At 72.6% G+C, this 15,491-nt stretch carries 11 protein-coding genes; 5 read left to right on the top strand and 6 right to left on the bottom strand.

From position 1 onward, the window contains the following. Positions 1-13 precede the first annotated feature (13 nt). From EL245_RS09640 to EL245_RS09650, 3 genes are all read left to right on the top strand, one after another. The gene (locus EL245_RS09640; RefSeq protein WP_126382939.1) at positions 14-772 is read left to right on the top strand and encodes an IspD/TarI family cytidylyltransferase; all 759 of its coding nucleotides are present in this window, start codon (positions 14-16) and stop codon (positions 770-772) included. A 309-nt stretch (positions 773-1,081) separates the two neighbouring features. Beyond that, complete coding sequence (locus tag EL245_RS09645; protein ID WP_164719463.1) at positions 1,082-2,125, top strand: IS30 family transposase; 1,044 nt, start codon at positions 1,082-1,084, stop codon at positions 2,123-2,125. A gap of 130 nt (positions 2,126-2,255) precedes the next feature. Continuing rightward, positions 2,256-3,731, top strand: coding sequence for an MFS transporter (locus EL245_RS09650; protein WP_126382940.1), 1,476 nt, complete (start codon positions 2,256-2,258; stop codon positions 3,729-3,731). A gap of 81 nt (positions 3,732-3,812) precedes the next feature. On the opposite strand, the gene EL245_RS09655 is transcribed toward EL245_RS09650, so the two are convergent. Then, the gene (locus EL245_RS09655; protein ID WP_126382941.1) at positions 3,813-5,414 is read right to left on the bottom strand and encodes a carboxylesterase/lipase family protein; all 1,602 of its coding nucleotides are present in this window, start codon (positions 5,412-5,414) and stop codon (positions 3,813-3,815) included. A 908-nt stretch (positions 5,415-6,322) separates the two neighbouring features. Here EL245_RS09655 and EL245_RS09660 point away from each other — a divergent pair. Continuing rightward, the gene (locus EL245_RS09660; protein WP_126382942.1) at positions 6,323-6,610 is read left to right on the top strand and encodes a hypothetical protein; all 288 of its coding nucleotides are present in this window, start codon (positions 6,323-6,325) and stop codon (positions 6,608-6,610) included. Between the two features lie 157 nt (positions 6,611-6,767). On the opposite strand, the gene EL245_RS09665 is transcribed toward EL245_RS09660, so the two are convergent. Both EL245_RS09665 and EL245_RS09670 read right to left on the bottom strand, forming a co-directional pair. Next, complete coding sequence (locus EL245_RS09665; protein ID WP_126382943.1) at positions 6,768-9,581, bottom strand: alpha-L-rhamnosidase; 2,814 nt, start codon at positions 9,579-9,581, stop codon at positions 6,768-6,770. A gap of 77 nt (positions 9,582-9,658) precedes the next feature. Next, entirely contained in the window at positions 9,659-10,051 is a 393-nt protein-coding gene (locus tag EL245_RS09670) for a hypothetical protein (RefSeq protein ID WP_126382944.1), read from the bottom strand. 836 nt (positions 10,052-10,887) lie between these two features. Here EL245_RS09670 and EL245_RS09675 point away from each other — a divergent pair. Next, positions 10,888-11,907: a LacI family DNA-binding transcriptional regulator gene (locus EL245_RS09675; RefSeq protein WP_126382945.1), complete on the top strand. Its 1,020-nt coding sequence runs from the start codon at positions 10,888-10,890 to the stop codon at positions 11,905-11,907. Here the strand turns inward: EL245_RS09675 and EL245_RS09680 are convergent. The 3 genes from EL245_RS09680 to EL245_RS09690 form a co-directional block, all read right to left on the bottom strand. After that, positions 11,884-12,438: a SprT-like domain-containing protein gene (locus tag EL245_RS09680; protein ID WP_126382946.1), complete on the bottom strand. Its 555-nt coding sequence runs from the start codon at positions 12,436-12,438 to the stop codon at positions 11,884-11,886. The genes EL245_RS09675 and EL245_RS09680 overlap by 24 nt on opposite strands. 74 nt (positions 12,439-12,512) lie before the next feature. Further along, positions 12,513-13,514 carry a sugar phosphate isomerase/epimerase family protein gene (locus tag EL245_RS09685; RefSeq protein ID WP_126382947.1) on the bottom strand — a complete coding sequence of 334 codons (1,002 nt, stop codon included), beginning with the start codon at positions 13,512-13,514 and terminating at the stop codon, positions 12,513-12,515. Between the two features lie 468 nt (positions 13,515-13,982). Next, positions 13,983-15,209 carry an ROK family protein gene (locus EL245_RS09690; protein ID WP_126382948.1) on the bottom strand — a complete coding sequence of 409 codons (1,227 nt, stop codon included), beginning with the start codon at positions 15,207-15,209 and terminating at the stop codon, positions 13,983-13,985. Positions 15,210-15,491: the final 282 nt, after the last annotated feature.

The following is a 15,491-nucleotide window of genomic DNA, read 5'->3' on the forward strand; positions in this document are numbered from 1 at the left end:
GGCGGTGGCGCCTATGACGCGGGTCCCGTCGACCGCCGGGGTGGTCGCCGTCCTGACCGCCGCCGGATCGGGCGCCCGCCTCGGCGCGGGCGGCCCCAAGGCGCTCGTCGAGGTCGGCGGCGTCAGCCTGCTGCGCCGCTCCGCCGCGGGGCTCCTGGGCTCCGGGGTCGTCGACCGCCTCGTCGTCACCGCCCCCGCCGCCCACGTCGGGCGCTTCAGCGAGGAGCTGACCGGCTTGGGCGCCGCCGAGGCGCTCGAGGTCGTCGCCGGCTCCCCGGCCTCGCGGCAGGCCAGTGTCGCCATCGGGCTGGAGGCGGCGCTGTCGGCCCTGCCCGGGGCGGGAGTCGTCCTCGTCCACGACGCCGCCAGGGCCCTCACCCCGCCGCAGGTCGTGCGCCGGGTCGTGGCGGCGGTGCGAGCGGGCCACGAGGCGGTCGTCCCGGCCGTGCCGGTCACCGACACGGTCAAGCAGGTCGCGGCGCCCGACGTGGCCGACGGGGGCGTCGAGCGTGTGACGGGCACGCCGCTGCGCTCGGCGCTGCGGGCGGTCCAGACGCCCCAGGGCTTCAGCCCGGAGGTGCTCCTGGGCGCGCACCGGGCGGGCGCGGTGCGCGCACACGACGAGGCGCTGGCCGCCTCCGACGACGCCGGGCTCGTCGAGGCCTTCGGCGGGACGGTGGTCGTCGTGCCCGGCGACCCGCTGGCCATGAAGGTGACCACGCCGCTGGACCTCGCCCTCGCCGAGCTCCTCTCCCGAGATCGGGACATATGACACCTCGAGATCGGGGGAAGTGAGGTGGTTTCAGGGGGTGAGTGCAATGGGTGGTGCTTGGGAGAGGGGCTGGTTGTGGTGCGTGGGGTGTGGCCTGGTGTGGTTCGCGATGGTGTGCGGGAGCTGATCGAGTCGGGTTGGTTGGCTCGCGAGGCGGGGGCTTGTTTCTCGGTGCCTCAGTCCACGGTGTCGGACTGGTGCAGGCTGTGGGGTATGAGGATGCGGCACGGGGCCAGGGAGGGCGGGATGGTCGGGACGACCAGGCCTGCTGGGCGTGGTCGGGGCGGGTCGGGGGACGGGTTCGAGGTGATGGTCCGGGGTACCGGGCACGGCAGGCGTCTGGGGGCTCAGGGGCGCGGCGCGATCGCTGCGGGCCTGGCCAGGGGTGATTCCCTGGCCTCGATCGCCCGGTTCCTGGGGGTGGCTGTCTCCACGGTCAGCCGCGAGGTCGCTGCCGGCGGGGGCCGGCAGGCCTACGACCCCCAGGCCCGCCACGCCCAGGCCCGGGCCGCCAGGGCACGGCCCAAGGCGCGTGTGCTGGACTCCAACGACCAGCTGCGGGCCCTGGTGGTCCAGGGCCTGAGACAGCGGTGGTCGCCCCAGCAGATCAGCCGCCGTCTGGCTGCGGACCACCCCGAGCGCGATGATCTTCGTGTGAGCCACGAGACGATCTACCAGTCCCTGTACGTCCAGGGCCGAGGGACGCTGCGCGCCGAGCTGGGCCGTCACTACAGGCTGCGCACCGGGCGGAGTCGGCGCGTGCCACGCTCGGCCCTGGCCGGGCCCCTGGCCTCCAGGCCCTGGCTGGCCGACGCGCGTATCAGCACCCGCCCGGCCCAGGTCGCCGACCGGGCCGTGCCAGGCCACTGGGAGGGCGACCTGGTCATGGGCGCGGGCAACCGCACCGCGATGATCACCCTGGTCGAACGCACCACCCGCCTGGTCCTGATCGCCCCGCTGCTGACCGACCACACCGCCACCACCGTGGCCACGGTGCTGGAGACCATGATCAAGGGCCTGCCCCGCTCCATGGCCCGGTCCCTGACCTGGGACCAGGGCGGCGAGATGGCCCAGGTCGCCCGCTTCAGGACCGCCACCAACCTCGAGGTGTACTTCTGCGACCCCCACAGCCCCTGGCAACGAGGAACCAACGAGAACACCAACGGCCTGATCCGCGAGTTCTTCCCCAAAGGCACCGACCTGTCGACCTACCCCCTCCACGCCTTCGAACAGGCCCAGCACCTCCTCAACACCCGCCCCCGCCAGACCCTAGACTGGGCCACACCCGCAGAAGCCTTCAACAGGCTCCTGCAGAAAACAGAACACGACACCACCATTGCACTCACCACCTGAAACCACCTGACACCTCGAGATCGGGGGAAGTGACACAGCCAGCCGGCCCCGGCCAGGCGAACCGGGATCGGGCCGCGCTCCCCTGTGGACTCGGGTGCCCGCCCCCCTCGCCGTCTCCTAGTCTCATGCCATGACCCCTCCCTCCGCGCCCGACGTCGTCGCACAGGCCACCGTCCCTGCCTCGCCCTCTACCGGGCAGCCCGCCCGCAGCCCGTTCCTGTCCTGGCCGATCGTCGCCTGGGGCCTGTGGGACTGGGGCTCGGCCTCCTTCAACGCGGTGGTGACGACCTTTGTCTTCACCACCTACCTCGCCAGCGAGTCCTTCGGGGACAAGGCCTCCAACGAGACCTCCATCTCGGTGGGGCTGGCCGTCGCGGGGGCCTGCATCGCACTCCTGGCGCCGGTGACCGGGCAGCGCGCCGACCGCGCCGGTCGCACAGTCTTCTGGCTGGGTGCCTACACCGCGGTCGTCGTGGCGGTGACTGCCGCGATGTTCCTCGTCCTTCCCAGCCCGGGATACCTGTGGCTCGGGATCGTCCTGCTGGGGGTGGGCAACATCTTCTTCGAGCTCGCCTCGGTCAACTACAACGGGCTGCTGCCGCACCTGGCTCCCAAGGAGCGCCTCGGCGCCGTGTCCGGCCTGGGCTGGGGGATGGGGTACCTGGGCGGGATCGTCCTCCTGCTCGTCCTGCTCACCGGGTTCATCCAGCCTGAGGTCGGCTGGTTCGGGGTCACCGACGACGCCGGGCTCAACGTCCGCGCCTCGATGCTCGTGGCGGCGGCCTGGTTCGGTGTGTGCGCCGTGCCGGTGCTCCTCACCCAGTCGGGGCGTGGTGGGCGACGTCGGCGCCAGGCGGTCAGGGACGCCTCCGACCGCGGTGGAGGCAGGGAGCACGCCGGCATGGAGACCGAGCCCGGCGGGCAGCCCGACGGCCCCCGCCCGGCACCCCGAGAGTCCCTGCCCGCCTCCTACAAGCGGCTGTGGCGCACCCTCGTGTCACTCCATCGCAGTCATCCCGAGGTGCTGTGGTTCCTCCTGGCGGCTGCGGTCTTCCGTGACGGGCTCGCAGGAGTCTTCACCTACGGCGGGATCATCGCCCAGAACACCTTCGGCTTCGACCGCGAGGGGGTCATGCTCTTCGCGGTCGTGGCCAACGTCGTCGCCGGCGCGGCCACGATCCTGGCCGGGCGCCTCGACGACGTCATCGGACCCCGCCGGGTCATCCTCGGCTCTCTCGTCGTGCTCGTCGTGGCGGGCCTGCTCGTCTTCGTGCTCCATGACGCGGGAGCCACCGCCTTCTGGGTCCTGGGCCTCGTGCTGTCGGCCTGCGTGGGACCGGCCCAGTCAGCCGCCCGGTCGTTCCTGGCCCGTCTCGTGCCCGCCGGACGAGAGGGTGAGATCTTCGGCCTCTATGCGACGACGGGACGTGCGGTCTCCTTCCTGGCTCCTGCCCTGTACGGGCTGAGCGTGTGGGTCGGGGGCCGCGTCACCGATGGGAACGGGGCGTACTGGGGCGTGCTGGGGATCGTCACGGTCCTCGTCCTGGGCCTGCTCCTCATGCTCCGAGTCCAGGACCCGGCGGGTCACATCACCGATCTGGACTGACCTCGTCCTGCGCAGGTCGGCGACGTCGGAGGGCCTGGCTGGACGGCGCCCGCGGGAGCGGGAGCCGTCGGGCGGGCCGGATCAGCCCTGGCGGGTGTCCAGCAGAGCCTCGGCGAGGGCCAGCGGGGCGCCCTCCTCGACCACCGTGTCCGCGGTGGCCCCGTAGACGCGCCCGGTGCCGCCCGGCTGCCACGGCGCCCAGGAGGGGTCCTGCCCGGAGATGAAGGACACCCAGTCGGCGTGCATCGCGGTGGCCAGGTCCTGCGGGCAGTGGTCGCCGATGGCAGCCGCTGCGCCGGGCTCGGCCAGGCAGTCGAAGACGAAGGGCAGGTCCAGCCAGTGGGAGGCGAAACCGGTGCGCTGAGAGCGCCAGGCAAAGTCGTACACCCAGGTCGCGCTGCTCCCGGCGCCGGAGCGCGCGCGCAGGGAACGGGCCAGCGGCAGCTGACAGCGGCCGTGGGACACGACGGCGCCCAGGAGCGCTGGGTCGTCGCCCGCCAGCTCGGCGAAGCGCTCCTCGACCCGCGAGACGGTCTGCTCGTCGGCACCGGCCTCCCGGAGAAGCTCAGCGGTCGAGGGCCCTCCGCCCGGGCCGGAGAGCAGGAAGCCCAGGAAGACGGCCTCGTGGGAGGTGGCTCCGGTCAGGAGGGGGACCTGGGCGCCGGCGCCGGAGGCGAGGGCCTGCTCGACCTCGACCGGCAGGACCTCGTCGCCGTGCACGGGGCCGAAGGTGGTCGGCAGGGGGGTGGTCCCGGTGATCGCCTCGCGCACGACCGCGACCGGGTCGGCGCCCAGCAGGGGGACGTCCTCGGCGAGCTCGGCGGTGGCGGAGTCGATCTCCTCGTCGCTCAGCTCGCGCCAGCCGGCGAGGTCAGCCGATGTGCCTGCCAGGTCCGCGGTCCTGTCGGCGCGCTCGCGGGCGAGCTCGAGAGGCATCGTGGTCGGGGCTCCCGACTGGCAGACCGCTCGGGAGAACAGGCCCTGGGCCAGGGGCGAGGTGAGCAGGCTCATGACTGAGGCCGCGCCCGCGCCGTACCCGGCCAGGGTGACGCGGTCGGGGTCGCCACCGAAGGAGCTGATGTTGTCGCGCACCCAGCGCAAGGCCATGATCTGGTCGAGCAGGCCGCGGTTGACCGGGGCGTTGGAGCCCTCGACGTAGCCGAAGCCGTTGAAGGCGAGGCGGTAGGACACCGACACCGTCACGACGCCGTCGCGGTTGAAGGCGGCGCCGTCGTACCACGGGCTCGACGGGGTGCCGGTCTCGAAGCCCCCGCCGTGGATCCACACGAGCACCGGCAGGTCGCTGTCCTCCTGGCCGGGGGCGGGAGTGAAGACGTTGAGGTTGAGCACGTCCTCACCGGGGACGACGGCCTCGGGCACGGCGGTGGTGCCGCACATCGAGTTCTGCTGGGGGCTGGCGCCGGGCTGGGTGGCGTCGAGCTCCTCGGACCACGGGAAGCGGGGAACCGGCGCCATGAAGCGGTGGATCCCGGTGGGAGCCTCGGCGTAGGGCACGCCGTAGAAAGCGGCGGAGCGGCTGAAGCGGCTCTTGGGCTCGGCGGTCGTGACCTCGCGCCAGACACCACGGACCGGACCGCAGGGCGCCTCGACGACGGGGCCGAGTCCCTGGGCAGGACGGGCGAGCGGGGTGTTCGCCACGTGGTCGGTGTGCTGGCTGGTCATGAAGGGCTCCTTGATGCGGGCGTGGGTTAGTCCCCTGGGGAAGGGGGCTCGGAGAACTGGTCACCGGTCCGTTGAACGTGTCCGTCTGCGGGCGGTGGTCCTGCGAAGCTGGTCCGTCCCGTCCGTGCCTGAGCGGACGACGTGAGGTGGTCGTGGTTGTTTCCGACCCACCTCGGTCGGTGGATGGCATCATCCTAATGGCTTAGCCGACCGGGTGGGCGGTGGGGCTGGTCGTCTGGTCGATGTACTGTCACAGATGTATCACAGAAGTATCACGAATCCGTCGCAGTGTCGTGATGTCCTCGGGCGCGCCGCCGGATCCTCAGGCGGCTCCCGGAGGCTTCTTTCGCTGAAATCCCAAACCGAAGGTGCTTCCAATAAAACCCATCAGAATGAGTGATCTGGTGACAAGACAGCCCCCTTTGTGTCCTATGTGTGACCGCCTACCGATACGTACCTGCAATACTTGGTCGGTCGTGGGTCCTGCGTCCGGTTGGCCGACCCCGCCGTTCAGGTGATCATCCTGCCGTGATCGCCGACCGGATGGCTGAGATGGGACCGCGGAGCAGGCTTGCCGGCCCTCGGGCGCCCTCGATGTCTGCGGGTCCGGCGCACGGGCCCGGCCTGCGTGCCAGGCGTCCTGCAGGCGGGCCTGCACGGCGTCGCAACAATGTGGCGAGCGACGCCGCCGGCCCGGAGAACTGGCGATCTCTCAATGGTGGAGTGGCGAATCGCACATTGATTCGCGGGCGCGGTGCTGTGCGGTCCGGTGCGGGCTGGCGCGGTCCTGAGGGGTGCGGGCGGTCACGTCGGTCCACGGTCTCATCGAGGTCCTCCGATCGGCGGATGCGTCCAGGGCGGGGGTCGTACGCTGGAGCGGTCGCGTTCCCGCATCAAGGAGAGTCCCGATGTCCTACCACCCCGTGCAGCCGGCCCCCTATGCAGGCCCGACGCAGGCCAGCAACCCGGCGGACTCCGTCGGGTCCTGGGTCCTGGCGATCTTCCTGGCTTCGATCCCGCTGGTGGGCCTCATCTACCTGCTCGTGCTCGCCTTCGGGGGAGGAGCCTCGCCGTCGCGCCAGAACTGGGCCCGTGCGCAGTTCGTCTGGATGCTCATCGGCCTCGTCCTCACCGTCGCCTTCCTCGCCCTGGGCGGGCTGGCGGCTCTCGAGGCGGTGCAGTCCTCCTCGTCCTGATCCCAGGCCCCCGTCCCAGGACCCTGCGACAGGGGCCTGGCACGGGGCCGAGGCAACGGGCCGTCTCGCGCGCCTGGAACAGCTCGCGCTCGTAGGCCTCGGAGCGTCCGCTCAGCTGCGTCAGGGAGGTCAGCCGGAGTCAGCCCGTGCTCCGGTCTCACCCGGCGAACCGGTGCCGGCCGTGGCCCACGACGACGCGCTCGCCGTCGGGCGTGGTGACACGCGCCCGCGCCCCGACCGGGACGACCACCTCAAGCTTGGTGGACCCGTCGGGCCGGATGCTCCAGGACGAGGCCGCCCACCCGTAGGGCGTGCGGTGGACCGTCTCGGCGCCGGTCAGTCCGCCTCCGGGCACCGGGTTGACCTCGATGAGCCGGTACCCGGGCTCGGCCGGGGCCAGGCCCCCGACGCTGCGCTCCAGCCAGGCCGCGACCGCCCCGAGGGCGTAGTGGTTGAAGCTCGTCATGCCCCCGGGGTTGATCGTGCCGTCGGGGAGCAGCGAGTCCCAGCGCTCCCAGGTGGTCGTCGCCCCCATGGTCACCGCGTAGAGCCAGCTCGGGCACGACGTCGTCATGAGCAGCCGGTAGGCGGCGTCGGCGTGGCCAGTGGCGGTCAGGGCGGCGGTGACGACCGGCGTGCCGGCGAAGCCGGTGGCCACGTGCCCGCCGGATGCCTCGACCAGCTCTGCCAGACGGCGCCCCGCGACTGCTCGCCGTTGCGGCGATCCCGTCAGGTCGAAGGCGACGGACAGGGCGTAGGCGGTCTGGGTGTCCGAGCTCATCGTGCCACAGGGGTCGGTGAAGCGGGCGCGGAAGGCCTGCCCGACGGCCTCCGCCAGGGCCCCGTAGTGCTCGGCGTCGGCGTCGTGGCCCAGCGTCGCGGCCCAGCGGGAGAGGATCCCGGCGGAGCGGGCGAAGAAGGCGGTGGCCACGAGGTAGGGGTCCGTCATGGCCTGGAGCGGGTTGTCCGGGGGCGCGGTGGGGTCGAGCCAGTCCCCGAGCTGGAGGCCGCTGTCCCAGACGTGCTCCGGTCCAGCCAGACGGTCGACAAGGTCCACCCAGGCGCGTGCGGAGTCGTACTGGCGCTCCAGCAGGTCCCTGTCCGCGGTGGCGAGGAACAGCTCCCAGGGAACCACCGTGGCGGCGTCGCCCCACACGGCGGCCGGTTGCGGCGGGGTCCAGAATCCCCCGGGGATGACCGGGACGTACCAGGGCACCGTGCCGTGGGCCTCCTGCTCGATCGCGAGGTCGGTCAGCCACGAGGACAGCAGCCCCGAGCAGCCGTAGTGGAAGGCGGCTGTCGGGGCGAAGGCCTGGATGTCCCCGGTCCAGCCCAGGCGCTCATCGCGCTGGGGGCAGTCGGTGGGCAGGGCGACGAAGTTGTCCCGCATCGACCACCGCGAGTTCTCGTGCAGGCGCGCCACACGCGCGTCCGAGCAGTCGAAGTAGCCCAGCCGCTCCATCTGCGTGTGGATGACGACCGCCTTGACCCCGCCCGCGAGGACCGCCTCGCGGGCGGCACGGGCGCCGCCGGGCCAGCCGGTGACCTCGGCGTAGCGGAAGCCGTGGATGGTGAATGCCGGCTCCCACTCCTCCACGCCCCCACCTGCCAGGACGTAGGTGTCGGTCGCGGTCGCGTCGCGCAGCGGGCGAATGCCCAGGGCGCCGTCCTCCAGCACCTCGGCGTGGCGCAGCGTGATGACCGTGCCCGCCTCGCCCTGGACGCGGATGCGCCGTCGTCCGGAGATGTTCTGGCCGAAGTCGATGAGGGTCCGCTCCGGGGCGGTCTCGAGCTCGCCCCCGTCCAGGTGCGTGACCTGGCGCTCGAGAACCGTGACCTCGACCGGCTCAAGGACCTGGATGGCACGGACCGGGGCGTCCACGGGCATGACGAGGCGCTCGGCGTCCGAGGGGCCGACGGCGACCGGGGACCAACCGGTCCGGGCGTGTGTCCCGGTGCCTGGGCTGGCGAACCCGGGTCGTGACCATCCCGGGCAGGCCAGACGGGCGTCGACGGCCTCGCCCTCGTACAGGCCGGTGAAGAGGATCTCCCCGGCTCCCGCGCTCCAGGAGGAGTCGGTGGCCACGACCGTCCGGCTGCCGTCGTCGTGGGTGAGCTCGAGCTGGATGATCGCGGCGAGGTCCGTGCCGTACAGGTTCCGGTGGCCACCGTCGAAGCCGATGTGGCCCCGGTGCCAGCCGTCGGCGAGCTGGGCGCCGAGCGCGTGCTCACCCACGCCGTCGCCCGCGGGGGAGGAGGCGCGCAGCACCTCGGTCACGTCGTAGGTGCGGGCCACGAGGCGCGAGCCGTAGACGGTCCACCCCGGGACGAGCTCGTCGGCGCCGATGCGCGTCCCGTCGAGCTCGGCGCGGATGAGGCCGTGGACGCTCACGTAGGCCCGGGCCGCCACCACCGGGCGAGCCACGGCGAACTCGCCGCGCACGCGGGCAGGGCGACGGTCCGAGCCCGGGTTCTCCGGCCAGGCCGGTCCGACAGGAAGGGCGCTCCAGTCCTCGGGGTGCAGCAGCCCGGCCTCGTAGGCGACCGGCTCCGACCACGGGGAGGTGCGGGTGCGCCGGAGGTCGGGGGCCTGCGGTGCCGGCTCGGTGCCCGTGGCACGAACGCGCAGCACGACGCGCTCGCGCGAGGACAACGGGTCCGCCGGCCAGGCGGCCAGGACGCCGTCGGCCTCGGGCAGGGCGAGGATCTCGGGCGCGCCCAGCGCGCGCCCGTCCGGGCCGGTACGGGTGATCTCGAGCTCGGCGCCCACGGAAACCCAGTCGACGGGCGCGCTCGTGACCTCCCAGCTCAGGCGCGGGCTGGCTGAGGCTCCTCCCAGGACGTCTCCCGGCAGGTACTGCTCAAGACGCAGGTGGCTCGGGGCGGCCAGCGGGCCGACGGGGTCGGGGAGGGCCGAGGTGGTGACGGCGGGTTCGGGGACGGACGGGCGGGCATGGGGCAGGGATGTCATCGCAGCTCCGAACAGTAGGCCTTGACATAGGCGTTGACGCAGGTATTGGAAGGTATGAGAAGGTGTTGGAAGGCGCCTCACGCCCCGCCCCGGACCGCTTCCTCCAGCGCGCGGCGCACGCCCTCCAGCCCGGGGACGAAGCCGTGCACGGTGGCGGCCCCCGGCACCGTGGAGACCGGCATGTTGAGGTCGCGGCTCAGCATGCCTGCGAGCCGCGGGGCCGGGTCGGGGGAGAACATCGGGTGCCCCTGGGAACCGGCCGCCTCGACGACCCGCTCCCAGGCCTCGGCGTCGTCGATGAGCTCGCGCACCGTGCCGACCGGTCGGCGTGGTGCCGCGGGAAGCACGACGCTCCGCTCGTGACGTCTGTGAGAGACGGTCTCGGGCTCGGACCCCGGCAGGACGATCTCGGCGCGCGCCCCCACGGGTACCTGGTTGGGTGCTTTGGTCGGGGTGGCGGCGAGGGACATGTGTCCTGTGAGCGGTCGGTAGCGGGGCGGGGCGTGGCGACGGTGCCTGCGGTCGGCCCCATCGCCGATTGAAACGAATCAATGCCTGGACGGTAGCAGTCGGCGGATCGGCCCGCAAGGGCTTCGCGGCAAGAAATTGAAACGTTTGAGTCCCCGTGGTGCGTGGACGCCCGTGCTCCCGTGGGGTGCGGTGGCGGCCTGCCTTCGTCGGTGGGGTGGCGTCGCAGGTGGTCGGGCAGCCGGATCGGCGGCGGGTTCGCGCGGAACGCGGTGAGGTCGCCATGTGGCCGGTGAGGTCGCCATGTGGCCGGTGAGGTCGCCATGTGGCCGGTGAGGTCGCCATGTGGCCGGTGAGGTCGCGCGTCGAGCATGCGACCTCACCGGCCTGGTAGCGACCCCATGCGTCACAACCAGCCCCTCTCCCCAAGCACCAGCAGCTGCACTCATCCCTGAGACCACACTGTGCTGGTCGATCTCGTCGAGCATCTCCTCTGGTCTGCGTCCCGGGGAGAACGTGCTGTTCTTCAGGCGCCCCGTGAGACTCGGCGGCCCAGGCACCGCTGTCCTGGGATCGGTTCGACGGCGCAGCGGTCCCGCGGTGGTCCTGCCGCGGTCCCGCAGGGTCGTCCTGACCGGCGCCGCGCCCGCAGCGGAGGGCGGCGGAGCCGGACGGACCTGGGATGATGGGGCAGGGAGTGATCGCAGAGAGTCATCAGGGCCCCGCGGGGTCCTCCGGCGCCGCCTGGACGAGCCCGGCCCGGGCTCGTCCGCGCAGGCGCGCGGGGCGCCGGCACATGCCGGGCCCGCGGGTGCAGGAGGGAGAGGAGCAACACGTCATGGCACGACCCTCGGTCCGCGACGTCGCCGAGCTCGCCGGTGTCTCGGTCGGAACGGTCTCGCACGTCCTCAACCATCCCGACCGGGTGGCCCAGCGCACCCGGGAGCGCGTTGAGGCCGCCATCGCCGAGCTCGGCTTCGTGCGCTCGGAGACCGCTCGGCGTCTGCGCCGGGGCGGCTCCTCCCTCGTCGGCGTCCTCGTCCACGACATCGCCAACCCGTTCTTCACCGAGGCCGCCCGAGGCATCGAGGACCGGCTGCGGCTCGACGGCCGCCTGCCGATGCTCAGCTCGACCGATTCCGACCCGGTCCGGGAGCGCGAGCTCATGAGCCTGCTGGCGGGCATGGACGTGCGCGGGGTGATCGTCACGCCGTCGGCCTCCACCCTCGACAACCTCGCGGTCCTGGCAGGGCGCGGGATCCGGGTCGTGCTCATGGACCACCCGCCGATCTCCCCCGAGCTGTCCACCGTCTCGGGCGATGACCTCGCCGGCGCCCGGGCGGCTGTCGCCCACCTGGTCGAGCTGGGCCACCGCAGGATCGGCTTCGTCAACGGGCCCCGGGAGGTGCGCCAGTCCGTCGACCGTCGCGCGGGCGTGCTGGCCGCCCTGTCCGACGCCGGGCTCGACCCCGCCGTCGCCCTGTGCGAGGTCGAGGCGGTGGCGGACGGCCGGGGCTACTCCGCCGACGCCGGCGCAGCGGGCGCCGCCCGCCTCCTCGACCTCACCGAGCGCCCGACGGCCCTGTTCTGCGCCAACGACCAGATCGCCATCGGTGCGATGCGGGAGACCCGACGTCGGGGCCTGAGCATCCCCGGGGACCTGTCGATCGTGGGGTACGACGACGTCGCGATCGCCTCCGAGCTCATCACCCCGCTGACGAGCGTGCACCAGCCGATGCGCGACATCGGGCACGCCGCTGCGGACCTCCTGCTCGCCGAGGGCTCAGAGGTCTGCCACTGCGTCTTCACCCCCGAGCTGGTCGTCCGGGAATCCTCAGCGCCCCCCGCCCGCGGGTGAGGGGCCCCCTGGTCGGCCTCCCGCCTCCCGCGCGGCCTCCAGGCGCCTCCAGTAGGCGGCGGAGATCTCCTCGTGGGGGACCGCAGTGCCGTCGAGGCGCCAGCTGAGCAAGTTGGCCAGGGCGAAGCGCCGCGCGCACACGGCGCAGGCCAGGGGCGCCGCCGGGCGACGCATGCGGGTGACCCTGTGTCCCGCCGGGCAGGTGCCCACCCAGCGTCCCTCGATCCTGGGCGCCTCACGGCTGACGAGCCGTTGGCCGGAGGCGCCGATCCGCAGGGCCTCGGCCCGCCACACGGCGTCGTGCCCGTGGGCGGCGCCCACCCGGGCGTGGGCGATCTCGTGCAGGACGGTCTCGCGGACCTCCGCCTCGTCGTAGAGCTCCATGAGGTGGCGTGACAGGGTGATGCGCCGCCTGCCGTGGTCGGCCTGCCCCGCCCTGCGCCTGGCCCGGTCCAGGCCCAGGTCCCAGTCGCCCACACCGTGGTGCTCCATGAGCCCGCGTGCCAGGGCCAGGACGTCGCTCAGGTTCACGCCGCGAGCCTAGCCCGAGGACCGCCGGGGCCGGCCCCCTTCCGGATGCCGGCCCCGACGGTCCGCGGTCTGGGTCAGCGGTTGTCGAAGTGGGAGTCGAAGGCGGCGTCGGGCAGGTCGTAGACGTGGTTGCGGGCGTAGTTCAGTGCCAGGGGTGCGCCGTGGAGGCGGTCCATGCCGGAGTCCTCCCACTCGATGGAGATGGGGCCGGTGTAGCCGATCTGGTTGAGGGTGCGGAAGTAGCCGTCGAGGTCGGCGTCGCCCAGTCCGGCTGAGACGAAGGTCCAGCCGCGGCGGGGGTCGTCCCAGGGCAGGTGGGAGGACAGGCGGCCATTGCGTCCGTCGAAGTGGGTCTTGGTGTCCTTGCAGTGGACGTGGTAGATCCGGTCGGCGAAGTCGGTCAGGAAGACGGCGGGGTCGATCTGCTGCCAGATCATGTGGGAGGGGTCCCAGTTGATGCCGAAGCCCTCGCGGTTGCCGATGGCGTCCAGGGTGGCGCGGGTGGTCCAGTAGTCGTAGGCGATCTCGCTGGGGTGGACCTCGAGGGCGAACTTGACGCCGACCTCGTCGAAGACGTCGATGATGGGGTTGAAGCGGCGGGCGAAGTCCTCGTAGCCGTCGGCGATGACGTCGGAGCCCACCGGCGGGTACATGGCGACGTACTTCCAGATCTTGGAGCCGGTGAAGCCGGTGACGACCTCGGCGCCGAGCTTGGCGGCGACCCGGGCGGTGAGCTTGAGCTCGGCGGCGGCGCGGGCGCGCACCCCCTCGGCGTCGCCGTCGCCCCAGACGCGGTCGGACAGCAGGCCGCGGTGGCGGAAGTCGATGGGGTCGTCGCACACCGCCTGGCCGGTGGAGTGGTTGGAGATGGCGTACACGCTCAGGTCGTGGCGGGCCAGGGTGTCCTTCCACTGCTGGCAGTAGTCGTCGTCCTCGGCGGCCCGGTAGACGTCGAGGTGGTCGCCGGCCACCGGGACCTCGAGGCCGTCGAAGCCCCACTTCTGGGCCAGGGAGCACACCTCCTCAAAAGGCTGGTCCACCCACTGGCCGGTGAAGAGATTGATGTTCCTGGGCATGCTGGCTGCTCCTTCGCAGGCGGACGGGTCTTATGGGGCGGGCGACCGGGCAGTGACTCAGGCATTGCTCCGGTGCCTGCCTGACGAGGCTGACGCTAACGAGGTGCCGAGCGCCGTTCCACGATCCTGCCCCCCACTTCTGCGTCCGGTGCGCAGAAGCGGCATCCCGGCAGTACTCCCCCTCCTCCGCTCGTTCTGCGGCGCCCCGGCGAGCCCTGTGACGCGATGGGCGCGGGGCCCGTGCCGTGCCGCCCCGCGCGCCCAGGATCGTAAGAAGCACCCCTGTGGCCGCACAGCGGCCGCGACGAGTAGGCCGTCTCGCGCTTCTGGCGCGCGATCCAGGACGAGCTCGCCAGCCGACTCGCCTCGACGGTGGCCAAGCGCTTCAAGGACACGAACCACCCGCCGCTCCTCGCCGTCGACGGGCAGCGTGCGCGTGAGGTCCGGCCCTGTCGTCGCCGGCTCGTCTCAGCTCTCGGTGACCGCCTCGAACAGAGCGTTGACGGCCAGGAGCGCGGCCCCGCGCTTCTCGTCCTCGAAGCCGGACTCGGCCGCGACGACCTCGAGGCCGCTCGTGGCCAGGGCGAGTGCTCGCTCGGAGACGAGGCGCCGGGCCACGGACAGGAACAACGGGCAGCCCTGCGGCATGGGGCCGGCAAGGACGACCCTGCCCGGGTTGAAGAAGCTGACGAGCATGGCGAGCGCGTCGCCGACGGCCGTCGCGGAGCGCACCATGAGCGTGACGCACTCGGTGTCCCCGGCGCTCACGCCGCTGACGATGTCCTCGATGGTGAGCGTGCCGGTCTCCTCCAGGCAGGCGCGCAGGTGCGGGCTCAGCCCCTCGGCGGCGGCGCGCCGGGCGTCGCGCAGGAGCGCCCACCCGCCGGCGACGGCCTCGAGGCAGCCGGTGCGGCCGCAGCGGCACACGACGTTGTCGGCGTCGACGACGCGGACGTGCCCGATGTCGCCAGCGGCGCCGTCGGCCCCCCGGTGGACGTGGCCGGTGGACATGAGGCCGGCGCCGATGCCGGTGCCGATCTGGACGTAGAGCATGTCGCCTGGCCGGCGGTGGTGCTGGTCGGGCAGCGTCGCGGCGTAGCCGAGAAGCATCGTGTTGACGTCGTTGTCGACGACGACCGGTACGCCGAGCGTCGCCTCCAGGCTCCCGACGACGTCGTACCCGTCCCATCCGGGCATGATCGGCGGAGCCGTGGGCCTGCCCGTCACCTGGTTGATGGGTCCGGGCAGCGAGACGCCCGCGCCCCAGACCTCGAGGTCCTCGCCGTGCTGCTCCGTGGCCTGCCGGGCGAGCCCGGTCAGACGCCGGGAGGCCTCGGCGAGCGTGTCCTCGGGGCCCCGGGTGATCGGCCAGTCGATGAGGTCCTGGGCGAGCGGGGTGCCGGCGAGGTCGGTGACGGCCAGGCGCAGCGTCGTCGAGTGGACGCCGATGACGAGGATGAGACCGCTCTCGTGGCGGAAGCGCCAGGTGGCTGGCGCTCGCCCGCCCGTGGAGGGCGCCGAGCCGTCCGGGACGAGGAGCCTGGCCTCGATGGCCGCCTGGATGAGGGTGGAGACGGTGTTGCGGCCCATGCCGGTGGACTGGGCGAGCTCCTGGCGCGTCCCGGCGCGCGAGGTCCTGATGAGGTTCGCGACGGTGAGGACGTCTCGGTCGATGCGGGGGATCGGGCTCGCCATGGGTGGACTCCGTACGCGGTGAGCAGGGGCTGTGCGCCGCGGCCTCGGGACCGGTCGCGCCCCCAGCCTAGGCGCCCGGGCCGCGTCGTCGATCCTCCTGCGTGTCCGGACTTCCGTCGTGATCGTGCGTAAGCGGTCCCGGGCCCCTGGCCTCGTGGGAGGGTGACCGCCTAGCGTCGTCCCCGTCAGGCGCCGACGGCGGGGATCCCAGCTCCGCAGACGGCGACCGGTCTACTCGCCGCCCGAAGGAGGGCGGCGAGTACCGGGGTTGAAAGGGTTATC

Origin of the sequence: Actinomyces howellii (assembly GCF_900637165.1) — a bacterium.
Lineage (GTDB): Bacteria > Actinomycetota > Actinomycetes > Actinomycetales > Actinomycetaceae > Actinomyces > Actinomyces howellii.

Coding starts and splice junctions, on each gene's coding strand:
- EL245_RS09640 (WP_126382939.1), top strand. CDS start 14: ATGACGCGGGTCCCGTCGACCGCCGGGGTGGTCGCCGTCCTGACCGCC.
- EL245_RS09645 (WP_164719463.1), top strand. CDS start 1,082: ATGGTCCGGGGTACCGGGCACGGCAGGCGTCTGGGGGCTCAGGGGCGC.
- EL245_RS09650 (WP_126382940.1), top strand. CDS start 2,256: ATGACCCCTCCCTCCGCGCCCGACGTCGTCGCACAGGCCACCGTCCCT.
- EL245_RS09655 (WP_126382941.1), bottom strand. CDS start 5,414: ATGACCAGCCAGCACACCGACCACGTGGCGAACACCCCGCTCGCCCGT.
- EL245_RS09660 (WP_126382942.1), top strand. CDS start 6,323: ATGTCCTACCACCCCGTGCAGCCGGCCCCCTATGCAGGCCCGACGCAG.
- EL245_RS09665 (WP_126382943.1), bottom strand. CDS start 9,581: ATGACATCCCTGCCCCATGCCCGCCCGTCCGTCCCCGAACCCGCCGTC.
- EL245_RS09670 (WP_126382944.1), bottom strand. CDS start 10,051: ATGTCCCTCGCCGCCACCCCGACCAAAGCACCCAACCAGGTACCCGTG.
- EL245_RS09675 (WP_126382945.1), top strand. CDS start 10,888: ATGGCACGACCCTCGGTCCGCGACGTCGCCGAGCTCGCCGGTGTCTCG.
- EL245_RS09685 (WP_126382947.1), bottom strand. CDS start 13,514: ATGCCCAGGAACATCAATCTCTTCACCGGCCAGTGGGTGGACCAGCCT.
- EL245_RS09690 (WP_126382948.1), bottom strand. CDS start 15,209: ATGGCGAGCCCGATCCCCCGCATCGACCGAGACGTCCTCACCGTCGCG.